This window comes from Flavobacterium poyangense, assembly GCF_011751075.1.
GTDB classification, from domain to species: domain Bacteria; phylum Bacteroidota; class Bacteroidia; order Flavobacteriales; family Flavobacteriaceae; genus Flavobacterium; species Flavobacterium poyangense.
This window is the reverse complement of sequence record NZ_JAALLN010000013.1, coordinates 106,408-125,017: the sequence shown is the minus strand read 5'-3', so window position 1 is coordinate 125,017 and position 18,610 is coordinate 106,408. Positions and strand designations below refer to the sequence as shown.

Annotated in this window: 19 protein-coding genes; 8 read left to right on the top strand and 11 right to left on the bottom strand. The window is 34.3% G+C overall.

All coding sequences use genetic code 11. The annotated features are described in order from the left end of the window. Positions 1–327: 327 nt before the first annotated feature. Complete coding sequence (locus G3A47_RS17655; protein WP_166924770.1) at positions 328–1,563, bottom strand: ABC transporter permease; 1,236 nt, start codon at positions 1,561–1,563, stop codon at positions 328–330. A 120-nt stretch (positions 1,564–1,683) separates the two neighbouring features. Further along, the gene (locus tag G3A47_RS17650) at positions 1,684–2,178 is read right to left on the bottom strand and encodes a YkgJ family cysteine cluster protein (protein ID WP_166924768.1); all 495 of its coding nucleotides are present in this window, start codon (positions 2,176–2,178) and stop codon (positions 1,684–1,686) included. A gap of 75 nt (positions 2,179–2,253) precedes the next feature. Between G3A47_RS17650 and G3A47_RS17645 the strand changes: the two genes are divergently transcribed. Then, the gene (locus G3A47_RS17645; protein WP_166924766.1) at positions 2,254–2,961 is read left to right on the top strand and encodes a class I SAM-dependent methyltransferase; all 708 of its coding nucleotides are present in this window, start codon (positions 2,254–2,256) and stop codon (positions 2,959–2,961) included. A gap of 17 nt (positions 2,962–2,978) precedes the next feature. After that, positions 2,979–3,524 (top strand): YfiT family bacillithiol transferase, encoded by a 546-nt coding sequence (locus tag G3A47_RS17640; protein WP_166924764.1) that lies wholly within the window; start codon positions 2,979–2,981, stop codon positions 3,522–3,524. 85 nt (positions 3,525–3,609) lie between these two features. On the opposite strand, the gene G3A47_RS17635 is transcribed toward G3A47_RS17640, so the two are convergent. The 8 genes from G3A47_RS17635 to G3A47_RS17600 all read right to left on the bottom strand — a co-directional run bounded on the left by G3A47_RS17635 (position 3,610) and on the right by G3A47_RS17600 (position 10,105). Further along, positions 3,610–4,242: a 7-carboxy-7-deazaguanine synthase QueE gene (locus G3A47_RS17635; protein WP_166924762.1), complete on the bottom strand. Its 633-nt coding sequence runs from the start codon at positions 4,240–4,242 to the stop codon at positions 3,610–3,612. 100 nt (positions 4,243–4,342) lie between these two features. Beyond that, positions 4,343–6,013 (bottom strand): tetratricopeptide repeat protein, encoded by a 1,671-nt coding sequence (locus tag G3A47_RS17630; protein WP_166924760.1) that lies wholly within the window; start codon positions 6,011–6,013, stop codon positions 4,343–4,345. Positions 6,014–6,029: 16 nt separating this feature from the next. Further along, complete coding sequence (locus G3A47_RS17625; protein WP_166924758.1) at positions 6,030–6,953, bottom strand: PstS family phosphate ABC transporter substrate-binding protein; 924 nt, start codon at positions 6,951–6,953, stop codon at positions 6,030–6,032. Between the two features lie 3 nt (positions 6,954–6,956). Beyond that, on the bottom strand, positions 6,957–7,187 hold the full coding sequence (locus G3A47_RS17620) for a hypothetical protein (RefSeq protein ID WP_166924756.1): 231 nt from the start codon (positions 7,185–7,187) through the stop codon (positions 6,957–6,959). Further along, a complete protein-coding gene (locus tag G3A47_RS17615) occupies positions 7,187–7,987 on the bottom strand; it encodes an energy transducer TonB (protein ID WP_166924754.1) in 801 nt (266 codons plus the stop codon). Before G3A47_RS17615 ends, G3A47_RS17620 begins: the two co-directional genes overlap by 1 nt. A 31-nt stretch (positions 7,988–8,018) precedes the next feature. Continuing rightward, positions 8,019–8,582 (bottom strand): ExbD/TolR family protein, encoded by a 564-nt coding sequence (locus G3A47_RS17610; protein WP_166924752.1) that lies wholly within the window; start codon positions 8,580–8,582, stop codon positions 8,019–8,021. 19 nt (positions 8,583–8,601) lie between these two features. Next, complete coding sequence (locus tag G3A47_RS17605) at positions 8,602–9,228, bottom strand: ExbD/TolR family protein (protein ID WP_166924750.1); 627 nt, start codon at positions 9,226–9,228, stop codon at positions 8,602–8,604. Positions 9,229–9,280: 52 nt separating this feature from the next. Then, positions 9,281–10,105, bottom strand: a complete 825-nt coding sequence (locus tag G3A47_RS17600) for a MotA/TolQ/ExbB proton channel family protein (protein ID WP_166924748.1) — start codon at positions 10,103–10,105, stop codon at positions 9,281–9,283. Positions 10,106–10,484: 379 nt separating this feature from the next. Between G3A47_RS17600 and G3A47_RS17595 the strand changes: the two genes are divergently transcribed. Continuing rightward, on the top strand, positions 10,485–12,005 hold the full coding sequence (locus G3A47_RS17595; RefSeq protein ID WP_166924746.1) for a helicase HerA-like domain-containing protein: 1,521 nt from the start codon (positions 10,485–10,487) through the stop codon (positions 12,003–12,005). A 49-nt stretch (positions 12,006–12,054) separates the two neighbouring features. On the opposite strand, the gene G3A47_RS17590 is transcribed toward G3A47_RS17595, so the two are convergent. After that, on the bottom strand, positions 12,055–13,395 hold the full coding sequence (locus G3A47_RS17590; RefSeq protein ID WP_166924744.1) for an FAD-dependent oxidoreductase: 1,341 nt from the start codon (positions 13,393–13,395) through the stop codon (positions 12,055–12,057). A 303-nt stretch (positions 13,396–13,698) separates the two neighbouring features. Here G3A47_RS17590 and G3A47_RS17585 point away from each other — a divergent pair, with 303 nt between their 5' ends. From G3A47_RS17585 to G3A47_RS17565, 5 genes are all read left to right on the top strand, one after another. After that, a complete protein-coding gene (locus G3A47_RS17585) occupies positions 13,699–14,385 on the top strand; it encodes a DUF6058 family natural product biosynthesis protein (protein ID WP_166924742.1) in 687 nt (228 codons plus the stop codon). Between the two features lie 55 nt (positions 14,386–14,440). Then, positions 14,441–15,271, top strand: a complete 831-nt coding sequence (locus G3A47_RS17580; protein ID WP_166924740.1) for an alpha/beta fold hydrolase — start codon at positions 14,441–14,443, stop codon at positions 15,269–15,271. A gap of 391 nt (positions 15,272–15,662) precedes the next feature. Beyond that, on the top strand, positions 15,663–16,469 hold the full coding sequence (locus tag G3A47_RS17575; protein WP_166924738.1) for a helix-turn-helix domain-containing protein: 807 nt from the start codon (positions 15,663–15,665) through the stop codon (positions 16,467–16,469). A 73-nt stretch (positions 16,470–16,542) separates the two neighbouring features. Further along, on the top strand, positions 16,543–18,087 hold the full coding sequence (locus G3A47_RS17570) for a serine hydrolase (RefSeq protein ID WP_166924736.1): 1,545 nt from the start codon (positions 16,543–16,545) through the stop codon (positions 18,085–18,087). Between the two features lie 2 nt (positions 18,088–18,089). Next, complete coding sequence (locus G3A47_RS17565; RefSeq protein WP_166924734.1) at positions 18,090–18,587, top strand: nuclear transport factor 2 family protein; 498 nt, start codon at positions 18,090–18,092, stop codon at positions 18,585–18,587. Positions 18,588–18,610: the final 23 nt, after the last annotated feature.

Sequence of the window (18,610 nt, the reverse complement as noted above, 5' to 3'; positions counted from 1 at the left end):
GAACGTCTGCGTTGTTGCGGGTGCAAAAGTAGTCGCTTTATTCGCATTCGCAAGCTTTTTTTCAATGTTTTTTCAATGTTTTTTTTGAGGGTTTCTTAATGTGTTGATAACGTCGTTTTTATACATTTTAGATTTTTGTTTGTTTTAGAGTTTTTCTTACTTTTAGCGGTTTTGCTGAAGCGATTGCTCTTGCGCAGGGTCTTCAGCTACGCTCAGACTGACAATAGTTTTTTTTTAATTACTTTATGGTATACCTTATTATATACAACAAACCCGACAGGTTTTGAAAACCTGTCGGGTTGGGGAGGTAGTATATCGTGATCAAAACTAATCGAAACGAATGGCTTTTACCGGAGAGATCTTGGTTATGATATAAGACGGAATCAATAATACCAGAAAACAAACTGTAACGGTAAGCAAATTTAGCAAGATTACATAAACCCAATTTATATATACGGGTGCTTGATTAACATAGTAATTTTCTGGATTAAGCTGAACGATTCCAAAATGCTGTTGAATCAACAATAAAGAGATACCAATTAGATTACCCCAAAAAAGTCCTCTCATAATAAGATAAAATGCATTGTATAAAAACACCTTTCGCACCGCCCAGTTATTTGCACCTAAAGCCTTCAATATTCCTATCATCTGCGTACGCTCCAAAATAAGAACCAATAACGCTACCACCATATTAATAGTAGCAACCAAAATCATAATAGCAAGAATAACAATAATATTAAAATCAAAAAGCTGCAACCAATCAAAAATATAACTGTACTTCTCTATTATGGTTTTAGTATCTAAACTTGACGACGTTTGCTCATAGATCAAATTACCTGTAGATTTAATTTCACTAAAATCCTTTACAAAAACCTCGAAAGCACCAACCTGATCCGGACCCCATTTATTGATTCTTTGTATATGACGTATATCCCCTATTATATAAGTAGCATCAAAATCCTGAAAACCTGAACTAAAAATTCCGGTTATCATAAAACGGCGACTGTTTGGCATTTTACCCTGCTCCTCTTTTATAAAAAAGGTATTAAAATGATCCCCAACTTTAAGCCCTAATCGGTCGGCAAGGAATCTGGAAATTATAACTTCTTCATTCAACCCTTTAGAAAAATCAGGCAACCTGCCCTCCACCAAATATTCTTTTATATTATTCCAGTCATAATCTACCCCAACACCTTTGAATATAATTCCCTCAAAAGCATTTTCTGTTCTAATGATACCCGCCTTACTGGCGATTGCCTGAATATGACTTACCCCAGGAACAGATTTAAAATTGGGATAGAAATCTTGTTTTTTTGAAATCGGAACTAAAGTCACCTCAGAATTATTATTATCATAATTCGAAATAATAACCTGACCATTAAAAGCCGAAACTTTTTCTCGAATTTTCTGCTGCAGACCAATTCCCGTCGCCACAGAAACCAGCATCATTATAATACCAATAGCAATAGCCGATATGGCAATTTTTATAATAGGAGCCGAAATACTGCTTTTAAAATTTTTAGCAGTAATCAGTCTTTTAGCAATGAAGTATTCTAGATTCAATTTTCAGTTGTCTTAACATTAATATATACGCTTTCGCATCAGTCAAAAATACGTTTAAAAAAACAAAAACGAATTGTTCCGAAAAACAATTATGTAATATTTAAGTCCGGTAGATTTAATTTATAACGGAAGTCGTTTCTTCATCTCTTCAACAATATTGTAAGCCGCCGGACAAATCGCAACATTTTTCAAAGTAAGATCCGCAATCTGATGAAACTTTTTACGGTCGGTATGTGGAAATTCTCTACAAGCTTTTGGACGAACATCGTAAATCATGCAATAATTTTCATTATCTAAAAAAGTACAAGGCACACTTTTCAACACATAATCCTTATCCTCATCAACGCGAAGATATTGTTCAATAAACTGCTGTGGTTTCTGCCTGAAAGATTTTGAAATCCTTTCGATATCTGCCAAGGTAAACAATGGACCGGTTGTTTTACAACAATTGGCACATTGCAAACAATCCGTTTTTTTAAACTCTTTATCATGCAATTCCTGCATCACATAGTCTAAATTTTTAGGTTGTTTCTTTTTAAGCTTATCAAAATACTTTTTGTTTTCGATATGCTTATCTTTGGCTAACTTATTTAAGTTATTTAAAATCTGTTTCAAGTTTAAAATTTAAAGTTGACCTGCAAAATTAAACAACTTTAAACTTGAAACCCTAAACTTTGAACTAAAAATACAATGAAAGATCTTTTTGGAAAAGCAATGTATGATTTTCAGACCCAAAATTCACCTGAAAATATTATTACCGAAACTTCGATTTCTGAAGAAGACGAAATGAGTGTTGACTATTTATTCCGTTCTTATAATGAAATGCCAAAAATCGAACAAAAAGCATTACAACTCGCAACCGGAAAAATCCTCGACGTAGGCTGCGGAGCCGGCAGCCATAGTTTGTCATTACAAAATGACAGAAATTTAGAGGTTACTTCTATCGATATCTCCACCAATGCAATAGAAACCTGTAAACTTAGAGGTGTGAAAAATGCAAAAGTTCAAAACATACTGGACTTTGAAGGAGAAAAATTCGATACCATCATATCATTGATGAATGGTGTTGGTATTTTTGGAAAACTGGAAAATTGCAATCAGTATTTATCGAAATTAAAATCCCTATTAAATACAGGCGGACAAATATTATTAGACAGCTCAGACATTATCTATATGTTTGATGAAGATGAGGATGGCGGAAAATGGATTCCGTCTAATACCGATTATTACGGAGAACTTGTTTTCAACATCACCTATAAGGGTGAAAAAGAAGAACCTTTTAATTGGCTGTATTTAGACTACAACACTCTTCAGAATGCCGCTGTTGCAAATGGACTAAAATGTGAGTTGATTCTGGAAGGAGAACATTATGATTATTTAGCTAGGCTTTCAATTTAACATTCTTGTTTAAACCCATGGAAAATTTAGATTTAGAAAAATTAAAATACCCTATTGGAAAGTTCGCAGCCCCGGCAACCTATTCAAAAGAATACCTCTCCAGCCAAATCGAAGAACTTTCCCTATTCCCTGAAAAACTAAAACAGGAAACTATTCACTTATCAGAAGAGCAACTTGACACGCCTTACCGTCCCGACGGATGGACTGTTAGACAAGTGATTCATCATTGTGCCGAGAGCCATATGAATTGTTTCATAAGAATAAAATGGGCCTTAACAGAAAACAATCCTGTAATAAAAGCATATGATGAAGCTTTGTGGTCTGCATTACCCGATAATTTAAAAATGCCCATACAGCCAACTTTATCTTTATTAGAAGGACTGCATTACAGACTCGCTTTTATTATGAAGCATTTATCTGAAGCTGAACTCGAAAAAAGTTTCGTACATCCTGAAAACAATTCCGAAATCAAAATAAAACAAATGATCTGTACTTATGCCTGGCACGGCAAACATCATCTAGCTCATATTACTACATTAAAAAAATACAAGAACTGGAAATAAGCACAAATTGTATCTTTCTTACTCACTGTGTACTTTTTACCGGAAACAAAAAAATCTCTTCCGTTGAAGAGATTTTTTTTACTATTTAAGGAATATTCAAATACTTATGCGTTTGCAGCGAAACCCTCCATTTAGGATTATTCATTACATAATCCACAATTAACGGCGTCATTTCTTCTTTTTTACTCCACTCCGGCTGAAGAAACAAAATCGCATTATCATTTACCAATTCTGCTTGTTCTTCAGCAAAAATAAAATCATGTTTATTGTATATAATTACCTTTAGCTCATCTGCATTATCGTATACAGTTTGAGTTGGCAATTTATTCTTTTTAGGCGAAAGACAAATCCAATCCCATGTTCCAGACAATGGATAAGCACCTGAAGTCTCGATATGAACTTTTAAATTTTTATCTTTTAATCGTTGCGTCAACAAACTCATATCCCATGATAGAGGCTCACCACCCGTAACCACAACGGTATCAGCATAAGTAGAAGCATTTTTCACAATCAAATCAATACTTGTTGGCGGATGCAATTCTGCATTCCAGCTTTCTTTCACATCACACCAGTGACAACCTACATCACAACCTCCAATACGAATAAAGTAAGCAGCAGTTCCCGTATGATAACCTTCTCCCTGAATCGTATAAAACTCCTCCATCAAAGGCAACATAGCACCTTTATTCACTTCTAATTGTATTTCTTTAGCTAACATTATTTCATTTTAAAGTGCAAAGATAGTCATTTAAATACGGAACATAAAAAAACCGGTAATTCAAAGCGAACTACCGGTTTTGTTTTTTATAAAATTTCAATTATTTCAAAGCTTTCACAGATTGCGCAGCATAAGCATTTGCAGGGTCCAAAACTAAACTTTTATTGAAATATTCAATTGCTTTTACTTTATCTGTATTAGCATAACTAGCACCAATACTATTGTAAGCTTCAACAATTTTTTTAACTGTAGCTGGTTTTGCCAATTCTTCAGCACCTTTAGCCGTTATTCTCGTAACATACTCTTCATAATTTTTGATGATTAAATCATCTTTTTCAAGCAAGTTATTGATTCTTCCTTTATACAAATAAGCTTCCTCATAAGTAGGAGAAGCAACCAATACTCTGTCAAAAGCAGCATCAGATTTACCTAAAGCAGCAATAACTTCAGGAGCAGTAGCTGTTTTATTTACATTTGCGTAATAAAGAGCGATACCATAATATACATTGTCTGTTAAATAATTTTTAGATTCTGTATTAGTAGCAGTCAACTCAAAAAGACTAGCTGCTTGTACAAATTGTTTTTTACCAAACAATTCTTTTCCAAAATCTCCAAGTTCTTCAACAGCTGTAGGATCTAAAGCAACTCCTTTTTTGATTTCAGCTAAACCTAAATCAAATGCAGCAGCATCAACAGCTCCTTCTGCATTAGTTCCTTTTTTGATTTTTGCATAACCAAGATACAAGTAATCTCTCGCGATAATTTTATTAGTTGGTACTTTGATGTAATCTTCCAATGATTTAATGGCAATATCATAATTTCCATTCTCATAAGCAGCATATCCTAAATATCTGAAAATTCTAGGATTAACTTTATCCTCAGCAATCATTTTATTTGCTACAACTTCCAGATTTTTATAATCTTTAACCAAGATTAAGAAATCCGCGTGACGCATTTTAGAATCTAATGAATAATCAGTAAGACTTAAATACTTCTCATAATTAGTGATTGCTTTTTGCAAATTAACTGTAGAAGTTGAAGGTTTATTTCTTGCCCATTTGTAATAAGTCTCAGCCAACTCTCTGTAAACTGGTCCGTAATTAACATCTAAAGTAATAACTTCATTAAAAGATTTAATTGCTTCTTCATAAGATTTAGCACCTTTCAACAAAACACCTAATTGCATTTTTGCTCTTAGAAGTGTTGGATCAGCAGTAAATGCATCACGGTATGCTTTGTAAGCGTCGTTTTGATTATTAGCTCCATAATAAGCATCTCCAATTGTTAAAAGAGCAGTAGCATTTTGTGGTTCAATAGCTAATGCTTTTTGCAAACTAGCAATTGCATTTTTATAATCCGGGTTATCAGAGTTGATATACGCTTTACCTATATAAATAAATTCATTTACATCTTTACGTCTCACATCTTTAGTCGCTAAAGCAAAATTAGCCTGAGCTGCCGCCGTATTTTTATTGTTCAAATCAATTTGACCTAATCCAATATAATTCAAGTTTTTCTTATCCGCTGCTTCAATTCCATTTAAGTAATAAATTTTAGCAGAATCAATAACAGATTGATTTAAGTAAATATTCCCTAAAACAAAATTAGCTTCACCATCTGACGGTTTTGCTTTTATTATTGATTTTAGCAATGATTTCGCTTTTTGAAATTGTTCCGCATCAATTGCTTTTTTAGCCTGGTTGATGTCTTGCGCCTTTGCAACAGAAACTGAAGCAACTACCGCAAAACTAAAAATTTTAAATTTATTCATCTTTGTAGTAATTAATTTATTCTTTATCTTTTAAAATTTGAGTTCTAATTTTAAGTTTCCTACCCGGAGTTCTAACCGGTAACAAACCTGATTTTAAAACTATACGTTGACCGATATCCCCCGCAATGAATGAAGCAAACCCCATCCCTAAACCTGAATATCCCTGGCAATTTATAATAAACAAATCACGTGCCAAAGGATATTTTACTTCAGCAAGATCATTTTGTGACGGGCTATAGTATTTATCATCATTTAAACCTTTAACACTTAAAACGTTTATTTTTTTAATCAAATCGATCATATTCGGAGATGGTTGTGACAACCAGTTTACTCCAACTACCCCAATCATACCATCATTTTCAGAAACAAACTTAATAACCTCTTCATTTGTTTTAAATGAAAAAACGTTATTAGTGGGAATCTCTTTAACCTTTGCTAAATCTTTCATGTAACGCACTGTACTGGAATTAGGATTATCAAATACCAATCCTTTAATTCCTGAGCCTGCTTTACCTTGCATAAAATCAATTACTGATTTCAACGCAATTAAAGTATCATTATTGCTTTTACTTGAAATCAAAGCTATCGCATCACTTGCAAAAGGTGTTACCCTTGGTTTAATTTTACTTTTAGCAAACCTTTCTTCTTCCTCTTTAGACAAACCTCTGGTTGTAACAACCACCTTTGTTTTTTGATTCAACAAATCATTGATAAGCTCTGCTTCTGATTTTGCTTTTACAGCAATTTTAGCATCGTAATACGTTCCTTCAAAAACCGCAACCTGATCGTCAACAATTGGCTTTATAGTTTCATCAACCGTAATTTCTAAAGATCCTTTTAGGATTGTTTCTTTGTTTTCATCATTTTTACTTTTTTGGTTACACATGGCAAACAAAAAAACAAAAGCAACTAAACCAAAAACTTTACTATATTTTAACATAAACTATTCTGCATTTGAATTAATTAATCTCAGAAAACGGATGGCTGAATAAACAATTAGCAAACCACCAAAAGCATATCTGTATTTTGGTTCCATGTCTAATGGCAGTTTCTCCCAAAACATAATCATTAAACCAAGCACAAGATATATTAAAAAAAACAGTATTCCTAAAACAAGAAGAAATCGCTCTCTGAGCGATTTCTTCTGAATATTATTAAGCATATCTTTTAACATTATTCTGCAGATTGAATAGTAATAGGCAAAGAGTAAAGTACCCTAACTTTTTTACCATTTTGCTCGCCGGGAGTCCATTTTGGACATTTTTTAAGAACACGAATCGCTTCTGCTCCTGTACCGTAACCGATATCCCTTAAAACTTTAATGTCGGTTAATGAACCGTCTTTTTCAACTACAAAAGTAACGTAAACTTTACCTTTTAAACCTTCTTCATCTGGTGTCTTATAATTGTTTCCTACAAATTTGTAGAACTTTTCAATTCCTCCAGGGAAATCTGGTTTTACTTCGATACCAGCAGTACTATATACACTGTTATCTTCTTCTACCACCTGAGCAACAGGACCAGTACCAACTGGCTCATCAACTACAAGTTTTGCATTTGGATCTCCTTTGATTGTTTCAGAACCTACTTTTTTATCTTTAAGTTCTTCAATCTTAGGTGGATCTTCTGTAACCTCATTTGCCTTAGCCACAACCGGTTTCACAAACTTCACCTGATCCACTTTTGGTGGTGGCGGTGGTGGCGGTGGTAGATTAGGTTTAACTTCCTCTTTTTTAGGAGGTAATTTTACCGTTGCGATCTTAATATCATTATTCACCTCTTCTTCTTTAGAATCCGGTATAAGACTTGCAATAAGAGGAGCTGCCACAGCAAAGCTAAAAATAACCGAACCAATGATAAGTGCTTTAACAGTCGTCTTACCATTAGATTTTCTTAACTCATATGCACCATATATCTTATTACGTCCTTCGAATACGATATCAAGCCACTGATTTTTTATAATATCTAATTTCATTTTTCTTGATTTTTAGGTTGAAGAACCAAGATTACTCTTGCTTTTTATCTATCAATTTCGTTTCTTCCGGTGTAAACTCAGGAACGATCGCATAAGTCTCCACTCCGGTAATAGCCATCTCATCTAAGATATCAACCAAATTACGATAATTTGATTTTTTAGTTGGCTTGATAATAACGATGATACCATTTTTTGGCTTACCTAAAGCTGTAGAATAAGCTAAAACAGATTTTTTTCTAGCTAATAATTCTTTACGAATACCATCTTTACCATATGCAATATCTTTAGGCCCCGCAATTGGAGTAGCTAACAATCCCATATAATAAATCATTTTGTTATCTGCACCTAGCATAACTGTCATCGTACGATTCTCATCAACCTTTACTGGTTTCTCGTTCTTTTCATCTGGATTTTTATCTGGCAGAGACAAATCCATCGATTGAGGTTTTGACAACGATGTAGTTAACATAAAGAATGTGATCAATAAGAATGCCAAATCCACCATTGCCGTTAAATCGACTTTTGAATTCTGCTTTTTACTTCTTACTTTACCACCTTTTCCGCCACCACCGTCGCCGGTATTTAATTCAGCCATTTTAGTGTATATTTTTTAATTAAAAGTCTCTCCCTCTCATACCTGTAACTAAGTTAAAGGAATTGATTTTCTGATCTTGCAAAATATCCATTATCTTTTTGATTTGTGGATATTGTTCTTTAGCATCTCCTTTAATTGCAATTCGCAATTCTTTGTCATCAAGGTCAATAGTAGCTCTTCTTGAAATCAAAAGCCATTCTTTTAATTGATTATCTAAAGAATCGATTGGAATTCCAGGTTGATTTGCTTTAGTTCTATCTGACGATTTCATGTCGATGATCGTCTTTAAACTTGTGATTGGAACACCGAAGTCATCCATCAATGCAAATTTAGCTTTATCATCTTCTGAGAAATTCACACCATATTTTGCTCCCATTCCTTCAAGAGTTCTTTTACGAATCTCTCTACCTTTAATGTCGAAAAATACTTTACTTTTCCCTTCTTTATCTTTACCTACTGTAATAATAGCCAAATCCGAATCCGGTAATTTAGTTTGAGCGACAGAAGAAGGCATGTCTACAGGAAGTGCTTCCGGCACCTTAGCCGTAGCTGTCAAAATAAAGAACGTAAGCAAAAGGAACGCAACATCACACATCGCAGTCATATCTGTCGATGTCGACTTTTTTTTCATTTTTATTTTAGCCATTCTCTTTTATTTTACTTTGATATAATTAATTTATAGTAATATCAAAAATTAATTATTGTTTCAAACTTCCTCTGAATCTTCTGTAAGTATTTACAATTGTAGTACCAGCCTCATCAATTGAGTAAGTTAAATCATCAATTTTAGCTGTAAAGAAGTTGTAAGCGATAATTGCTAAGATTGAAGTAGAGATACCTGTTGCAGTGTTGATAAGTGCCTCAGAGATACCTGTTGCAAGAGCAGCTTGATCCGGAGTACCAGCAGATGCTAATGCACCAAACGCTTTAATCATACCAGATACAGTTCCTAATAATCCTCCTAAAGTTCCTAATGATACTAAACTAGAGATAATAGTCATATTTTTTTCTAACATTGGCATTTCTAATGAAGTTGCCTCTTCAATTTCTTTGTGGATTACTTCTGAAGCTTCTTCACTGTTGAATCCTTCTTTTTTAACGTCTTGGTATTTAATTAAAGCAGATTTAATTGCATTTGCAACAGAACCTTGTTGTTTGTCACAAGAAGCGATTGCAGCTTCGATGTTTCCTTCTTTAATACTTCCTTGAACGCTTTTCATGAATTTATCTAAATTCGTTTTTCCAGCTGCTTTACCGATAACGATGAATCTTTCAATAGAGAAAACAACAACCATTAAAAACATACCTAATAATACTGGTACGATAAAACCACCTTTGTATACTTGTCCTAATGTATTGATCGGATGTCCAGTTTCTGGATTTCCTCCCTCGAAGTTAGAAGCATCTCCCATGATTACTTTCCAAATAAACACCCCAACTAAAATACACGCAACAATAATGATTCCGGTAATCATTCCTCCTCCATTTGAAGTGCTTTCTTTTTTAACTTTAACGTTTGCCATTTTTTTTAATTTTAATAGTTTTAAATAATTTTATTTTTTAGTTATATTTAACTTGTAGAGGAGCAAATTTATACGTTTAGTTTAAATAAAAAAACTTTTTTTAATTTAATTGAAGGAAATTTAACGTCAAATTAAAAAATATCTCATTAATTTGCTAGTGTTGTTTTTTAAATAAAACAAAAAACAGGGTGATTTTTGGGAAAATTACAACGTTTTAGTAAATATTCAAACATTACGATGATATCTTCTTAAAAAGTTGCGAAATTATTTTTTGTTTTATTTTTATCCTGAAAAAGCTTTTTCCTACTAAAAAAAACAAGGTCTAACTGTTAAAATGCCTATCAAAACTCTTATAATCATCTAAATTACGAATAAAAACATGAATAAAGAAGACAATTTCATACAAGATATAAACAATGGCTATTCTGCAAAAGGAGCCACTATTATACTCGGAGGCGCAATACTGGATGGGAAAGCAATTGCAGAAACTCAAGTTAAGATTCCGTTAAAAACCTTAAACCGCCATGGACTAATTGCCGGCGCAACAGGTACAGGAAAAACAAAAACAATTCAGGTATTTTCAGAACAATTGTCGAATGCCGGAATTCCTGTTTTGATGATGGACATTAAAGGAGACTTTAGCGGAATTGCAAAAGAAGGGAAAGAAGAAGGTTTTATTACAGAGCGACATGCCAAAATAAACATACCTTATAATGTAGCTGCATTTCCTGTAGAACTTATGTCATTATCAAAACAAAACGGAGTTCGCTTACGTGCTACTGTTTCTGAGTTTGGCCCGGTCCTTTTTTCCAGAATTTTAGACTTAAACGATACACAGGCCGGAGTTATAGCTGTAATCTTCAAATATTGTGATGACAATCAGATGCCATTACTGGATTTGAAAGACATAAAAAAAGTAATCAATTATATTACCGAAGAAGGAAAGGATGAGATTGCCGCTTCTTATGGTAAAATTTCAACAGCAACAACCGGAACTATTCTAAGAAAAATTATAGAACTGGAACAACAGGGAGGTGATTTGTTTTTTGGCGAATTATCATTTGAAATTGATGATTTGATGCGTATCGATGAAAACGGGAAAGGATACGTAAACATTATCCGTCTGACGGACATACAGGACAAACCTAAATTATTTTCAACTTTTATGTTGAGTTTATTGGCTGAAATTTATCAGCAGATGCCTGAAAAAGGAGATTCTGACCAACCTGAATTGGTAATCTTTATTGACGAAGCTCATTTAATTTTTAATGAAGCCAGTAAAGTTTTATTGGAACAAATCGAAACTATTGTAAAACTAATCCGTTCTAAAGGTATCGGAGTTTATTTTGTTACGCAAAACCCAATGGATGTACCAAGTGGGGTTTTAGCACAGTTAGGATTAAAAATCCAACATGCTCTGAGAGCTTTTACAGCCAATGACAGACAGGCAATCAAAAAGACAGCAGACAACTACCCTACCTCAGCCTACTACAAAACAGATGAATTGTTGACAAGTCTGGGAATTGGAGAGGCATTGGTTACCGCTTTGAATGAAAAAGGAATTCCAACACCGCTTGTAGCGACCATGATGCGTGCGCCAATGAGCCGAATGGATATTTTAACGGCTGATGAAATTGAAGTCATTAATAGTAAGTCGAAACTGGTAAAGAAGTACAGCGAAGAAATTGATCGTGAAAGTGCCTACGAAATCTTAACCAAAAAAATAACCGATGCACAACAAGCAAGTTCTGAACAGGAAGAGACACAAGCTTCTCAAAGGCAATCCAAATCAGAACCCAGTACAGCCAGCGTTGTAGGCAAATCTGTTTTGAAAGTGGTGACGAGCGCTACTTTTATCAGAGGTGTATTTGGCGTTTTGTCTAAGATATTTAAGAAGTAAAATAAAAAAATTAAACCCGACAAGTTTTGAAAATCTGTCGGGTTTGTTTTTATTTGGTTAACAACTCCAAGATCTTGTTTTCGATTTCGGGAGTGTTCCAATTATTTTCAATATTATCCAATTTTAGAATCTCTTCCATAATGGCGTTCTGAAAATCGCCAATCGCCAGAGCTTCTGTATAGGGACGATCGCTAAAAGTTACACGACTATAGAGCGGAATCCATTTATCCGGGTGTTTATCTGAGAACGCCTTTTCGATTTTCTTTTGCAATAAGAATTTCTCGTCAGCTGTTTTGGTGCTCATTTCCATAAAATTGCGATAGGAAAGTTCTGCAATTGCATCTGCATTAGGCTTGCGTGAAATCTGATATTCAGAGAAAACTTTCTTCCAGTCGTCTCCGTACTGTTCTATCATTTCGTTCAACACCGTGATATCTTCAAAACCGGCATTCATACCTTGTCCATAAAACGGCACAATAGCATGACAGGCATCTCCGACCAAGGCAATTTTATCTTCGTATGTCCACGGAAAACATTTCATCGTTACCAAAGTACTTGTTGGATTTTTAAAGAAATCTTCAGCCAGCTTCGGAATTACTTCTATTGCGTCAGGGAAATTTTTCTCAAAAAATTCTTCGACTCTCTTTCGGTCTGTTAATGATGCAAAAGAATTTTCGCCTTCAAAAGGCATAAACAAAGTACAAGTAAAACTGCCGTCTAAATTAGGAAGTGCAATTAACATGTATTCGCCACGTGGCCAGATATGAAAAGAATTTTTATCTAATTTATGTGAAGCATCTGAATTTGCCGGAATATTCAATTCTTTATAGCCCATATTCAAAAACTCCTGCGAATAGTTGAACATACTCTGACGTTGCATACGGTGCCTGATTCTTGAGAAAGCACCATCGGCACCAAAAACCATATCGAATTTCTTCTCTTCCCACTCGCCTCTTTCGGTTTCGCCAATGTGCAACGTTGCATCATTGAGCGTAACATCCCAGATTTTTTGTTCAAAGAAAAACTCAGCTCCGGCCTGTTCTGCGAGATCAATCATTTTGCGATTCAAAGTCCCTCTCGAAATCGAATAAATCGCTTCGCCATCCTGACCGTAATTCTGAAAATTAAGTTTATCTACCAAATGAATCGCGCGTTTATCCATGGGAATCGCGATTTCGCGAACCGCATCTCCAACTCCAACACGATCGAGTGCTTTCCAGCCTCTGTTGGACATTGCCAGATTGATAGAACGTCCCGAAAAATTGATTTGGCGAATATCAGGACTACGATCATAAACATGAACGGTATGACCTGCTTTTTTAAGATAAATTGCTAATAACGATCCTACCAATCCAGAACCGACAACAGCAATTTTAAGTGGAGTTTGCATCAAGAATAATCTAAATAATAAGAGCGTAAAAATAAGTAATAAAAGCTCAAAACTTTAAAATAAAGCAAATATTTAGCATTTAAACACCCCAAATGCAAGTTAGATACCCACAAAAAAGACTGCTAACACAATTTCCCTCCACATTTATGGCTTCTTATCAGTATCGGAACATTCCAAAAGTGCAACAGATTTTACTCTTCTCAACACCTATTTTTGCAAGAATCTTATTCTCCAGAAAAAAATACAGAAGAAAAAATCTACTTTTACTTTTCAGATACTGCAACTAAGCAATACACTATTACAATGGACATCAATCTAAAATACATCGAAGATAATTACATAGAACTGGAAAAGCTGGCGGAACTTACCCATTTTAAAACAAGTGAAATCGAAAAATTTATCCTCGAAAAACAAATTCCATCCCATTCTTACGCCATACATTCTGAGATAAAGATCGTTTCTTCTTTAAATGATTCTCACTTTGTTTCAATAGAAAAAAAATACTTTAGCAAAAACGTTTTGTCTCTTTTAAAAGATTTAAAAGCAGCCGAAAACAACAGTGAAGAAATAAAAAAGAGATTCCGAGAAAACTTTGTTCAGCGTTTACTAAATCACAACACCAAAGAATTTGCTTATCAAAATCTATTCGATGAGAACAATCATCCGGATGAAGAAAGATTAAACGTTGCATTTGACGAAGAATGGAATCATTACAACAACGGCATATATGGCATATGCACTTTAAATGCTTCGGAAAATGATATTATCGATAAAGAGATTATTGTAAAAAAATTAATAAAATTTAATCAGGAAAAAGGAAATCGAAAATTGACTGAGTCTGAAAAAGAAGAATTAAAAAACCTCAACGCTGAATTTAACCAATCGACAGCTCTTTTTGCTCCTTACCAAAGAGAAACGAGCAGCAGAGGAAAATACCTTGATAAAATTCTAAATGAAAATGGCTTGTCTGAATTAGTCAAAAAGTATTAAAAGTATATTTATCAGCGCTATATTGTCTGTCTTCCAACCAATCAAAACCAAAATCATGAAAAAATCAATTTTATTCATTGCCTGTTTCCTGACCATAGGAACATTAATTGGGCAAACTACCCTTACCACTCCGTATGGCGACAATAAAGAAGCCGGGAATTATAAAGACATTAACGGCATTAAAATGTATTATGAAGTTTACGGAAACGGAAAACCTTTAGTATTGCTTCACGGGAACGGCGGGTCGATTAAAGGACATAGTCGCAGAATAGAATATTTTAAACAATACTTTCAGGTAATTGCTATTGACAGCAGGGGTCACGGAAAATCAGTTGATCCATCCAACCAGCAGTTAAAGTACACCCAAATGGCCGATGATGTAAGCACTTTATTAGATTCACTAAAAATTGACAGCGCTTATGTTTGGGGACAAAGCGATGGTGGCATACTAGGGCTTTTACTCGCTATAAATCATCCACAAAAAGTTAGCAAACTGGCCACATTTGGAGCCAATTTATTTCCGGGTAAAAAAGCGGTTTATGATGAAATTGATCAGGCAGTAAAGGAAACTTTAAAAACTACCAAAGATGCACATATCAGAAATCTTTACAATTTACTGGATTATCAACCCAATATCACAGAAAAAGATCTACATAAAATAAAATGCCCTGTACTGATTATGTCAGGTGACCGAGACGCCATTAGGTTGGAGCATTCGATTAAAATTTTCGACAATATCAAAAACTCTAACTTTTTTGTGATGCCCGGAGCAACTCATTTTGGTTCTTATGAGAAACCGGATCTTTTTAACATGGTGTTATTGAGTTTCTTTAATGATCCGTTTAAGAAAACATCAACTGTTGAATTGTTTACTGCCAAAAAATAGAACAAACAATAAGGAGCGGGGATTTGGCTAAAGCCCTTTTTATCTCTTTCTTGTATCTCCAGCTAAAGCTGGAGGCTATTGAAAAAACATCTTTGTAACTAAACAAAACTAAAATCTCGCTAAGTCGCCAAGTTTTTTGCACGCAGATCTGGCAGATTTAGCGAATTCATTTGAATTGTTTTGTCTAAAAAACTAAATTAAGAATAGAGTCTTTCTTTTTAAAAATCAATAGATCAGCTTAATCTGCCAGATCTGCGTGCGCAAAAAAACTCTGCACCTCTGTACCTATGCCCCTTTGTACCTCTCTTGTTTCAAATCTAAAAAAACACTATTTTCGTTTGTAGTAAAAAGCGAGTCGATTCTAATGGTTTTCAACAACATAATATCTTAAATGAAACTATACTCAGAATATTATGTGAGTGAAAAAAGCGAACGCTTTGTCAATAAAATTTGGTGTCTTGACAATAGCATTGGCGAAACTTTAATCGAAAATAAACTCATCCTACCTAACGGCTGTTTTAATTTAGCTTTTGTTAGCGGGAGGTCTATTGAGGTGCATACAAGTAAAAAAAAGTATATCATGCCAGAAGGGATTTACTTTTGCTCTCAAATGACTAATAAAGTATTGGTTAATATTCAGCCAGAGACAAAAGTTACCATAATACAATTGCATGCCTGGACGCTTTCTCTGTATCCTAAATATGATTTAAGTACCTTTTCTGACTCCATACTTAAAATAAAGCAGACCGAACTTCCCTTCAATGCTCCTATTGAATACACTATAAATAGTTTAATTTCAGAACTATTAGGTCCTGTAAATACTTATTTTGAGGAATTAACCTTTTTGCACCCCAACAAAAATACAATTGAGAGCATCTGTGAAATCATTAAACTTCATGACGAGGAGATCACGGTTTCAGAAATCGGAACTGTTTTGAATTTATCACAGCGTTTGTTACAGATTAAATTTAAGACCGCCACCGGATTAACAATTAAAAAATACATTCAGATTCTTAAATTCAGAAAATCGGTTGATCAGATGCTTAACATGAGTAAGGAAAAACTAAGTCTGACCGATGTGGCTCTTTACAATAAATATTTTGACCAATCACACTTTATAAAAAAATTTAAAGATGTGACGAAAACAACTCCAAAAATGTTCAATTCGGATTTGTACTTTCTTTCAAAAAAAAGGTGACATTTCGCATTTGTACTATTTCGGGATTATAGATTGAATTACTATTGCAAAACCAAATAACATCAATCAAAAAATGAATCTAAAGAAACAAATCAACTGTCAGGTTAAAGCAATTTTAATTGGCCTCCTCTTCTTCCAGGTCCAATTCGGATTTTCACAGGTAGAAAAAAATTCCGAATTATACAAAATAATCATGTCCAGAGACAGTCTTCTCTTTAACGTTGGTTTTAATACTTGTGATGCCTCTCAATTTGAAAATTTATACAGTGACCAATTTGAGTTCTATCACGACCGGGACGGTGAATCTAATAAAGCACAATTCATTTACAATTTCAAAAACGGGTTATGCGTTTCACCCACCACTTATCGGGCCCGAAGAGAATTAGTTCCCGGAAGCACTGAAATTTATCCCTTGTATAAAAAAGGTGTTCTATACGGAGCGATTCAAACAAGTATGCATCGCTTTTATGAAACTTCAGCCGCAAAAAATGAACCTTTACTAAAGAAAAACGAAACATTAGGAGACACAGCAAGATTTACACATCTCTGGATTTTAGAAAATAATGTCTGGAAACTAAAAAGATCTCTGAGTTATGATCATGGTCCTTCAGATCCGGTTGCTAACCAATCCGGCATTTTTGGCTCTAATGAAGAAATCGAAAAATGGTTAAAAGAAAATAAGGTCCCAGCACTGGGCATTGGAGTGATCACTAACGGAAAACTACAACAGATAGAAGTTTTCGGAGAGCTTAAAAAAGGTGTAACAGCTCCTTACAATACTCTATTTAATGTTGCTTCGCTGACCAAACCGGTAACGGCAATAGTGGCATTAAAACTGGTAAGCTCAGGAAAATGGGACTTAGACGAACCACTTTATAAATATTGGACAGATCCGGATATTGCAAAAGACCCCAACCATAAACTGCTTACCACGAGAATTATTCTAAGTCATCAGACCGGATTTTCGAACTGGAGGTTTATGAATAAATCCGGAAAACTCGAATTTCAGTTTAAACCCGGTACAAAGTACCAATATTCAGGAGAAGGTTTGGAATATTTGAGAAAAGCACTCGAAAGCAAATTTCATAAAACATTAGATCAATTGGCTACCGAATTCATTTTTGAGCCTCTGAAAATGAATGATACCAAATATTTCTGGGATAACAAAACCGATGAATCAAGGTTCGCAATCGGATACGACAAAAAAGGAAATGCTTATGAAATTCCTAAAAACAAAACAGCAAATGGCGCAGACGATTTGTTGACTACAGTTGGAGACTACGGAACGTTTTTATGTAGTGTACTAAATGGTGATGGTTTAAGCAAAAAGGTTTTTGATGAAATGGCTACCAATCAGGTTGAAACTGTCAATGGCAAACATTTTGGCTTGGGTTTTGAAAAATACGATTTCGAAAATGGCGAATATGCTTTATCGCACGGAGGCTCTGACAATGGAGTTCAAACCTTATTTTTTATACTCCCGAAAACCAAACAAGGGTTGCTTATTTTTACTAATGTTGATGATGGTTACAAGGTTTACGAAAAATTAATTTTGCATTATCTAGGCGAAAATGGAAAAAAACTGATTGCGATTGAAACCAATCAAAATAAAAAATAACTATGAGACATATGATTAATATAATGACGCTTCTCTTTCTACTTTTAAGCAAATGGGCCACAGCACAAACCAATACTCAAGTCTTAAAAAAAGATCTTTTAGAGCGCGAAATCATCAAAATGGACAGTCTTCTTTTTGATGTTGCATTCAATCAATGCAACGTGGAACTATTCAAAAAAATAATCGCTGACGATATTGAATTTTATGACGACAGATCCGGTTTAAATGCCCTAAAAGAAAACGAAATAAAATCGTTCTTGTCAAAATGCGAAAGCCCTCATAAACTAACCCGAAAACTAAACTCCTTTACCGTAGACAAGTTGGGCGATTATGGTGCTGTTCAATTGGGTGAACACACCTTTTATAGTGATGGCAAAGCGGTTGGAACAGCAAAATTTGTTCACATCTGGGAGCGAAAGGATAAAGATTGGATAGTAAAAAGAATTGTCAGTTACGAGCATAGGCCCATAAAAAAAATAGCGTCTGGTCGGAAAAATTAAAAAAAATGATTACTGCTGAAACT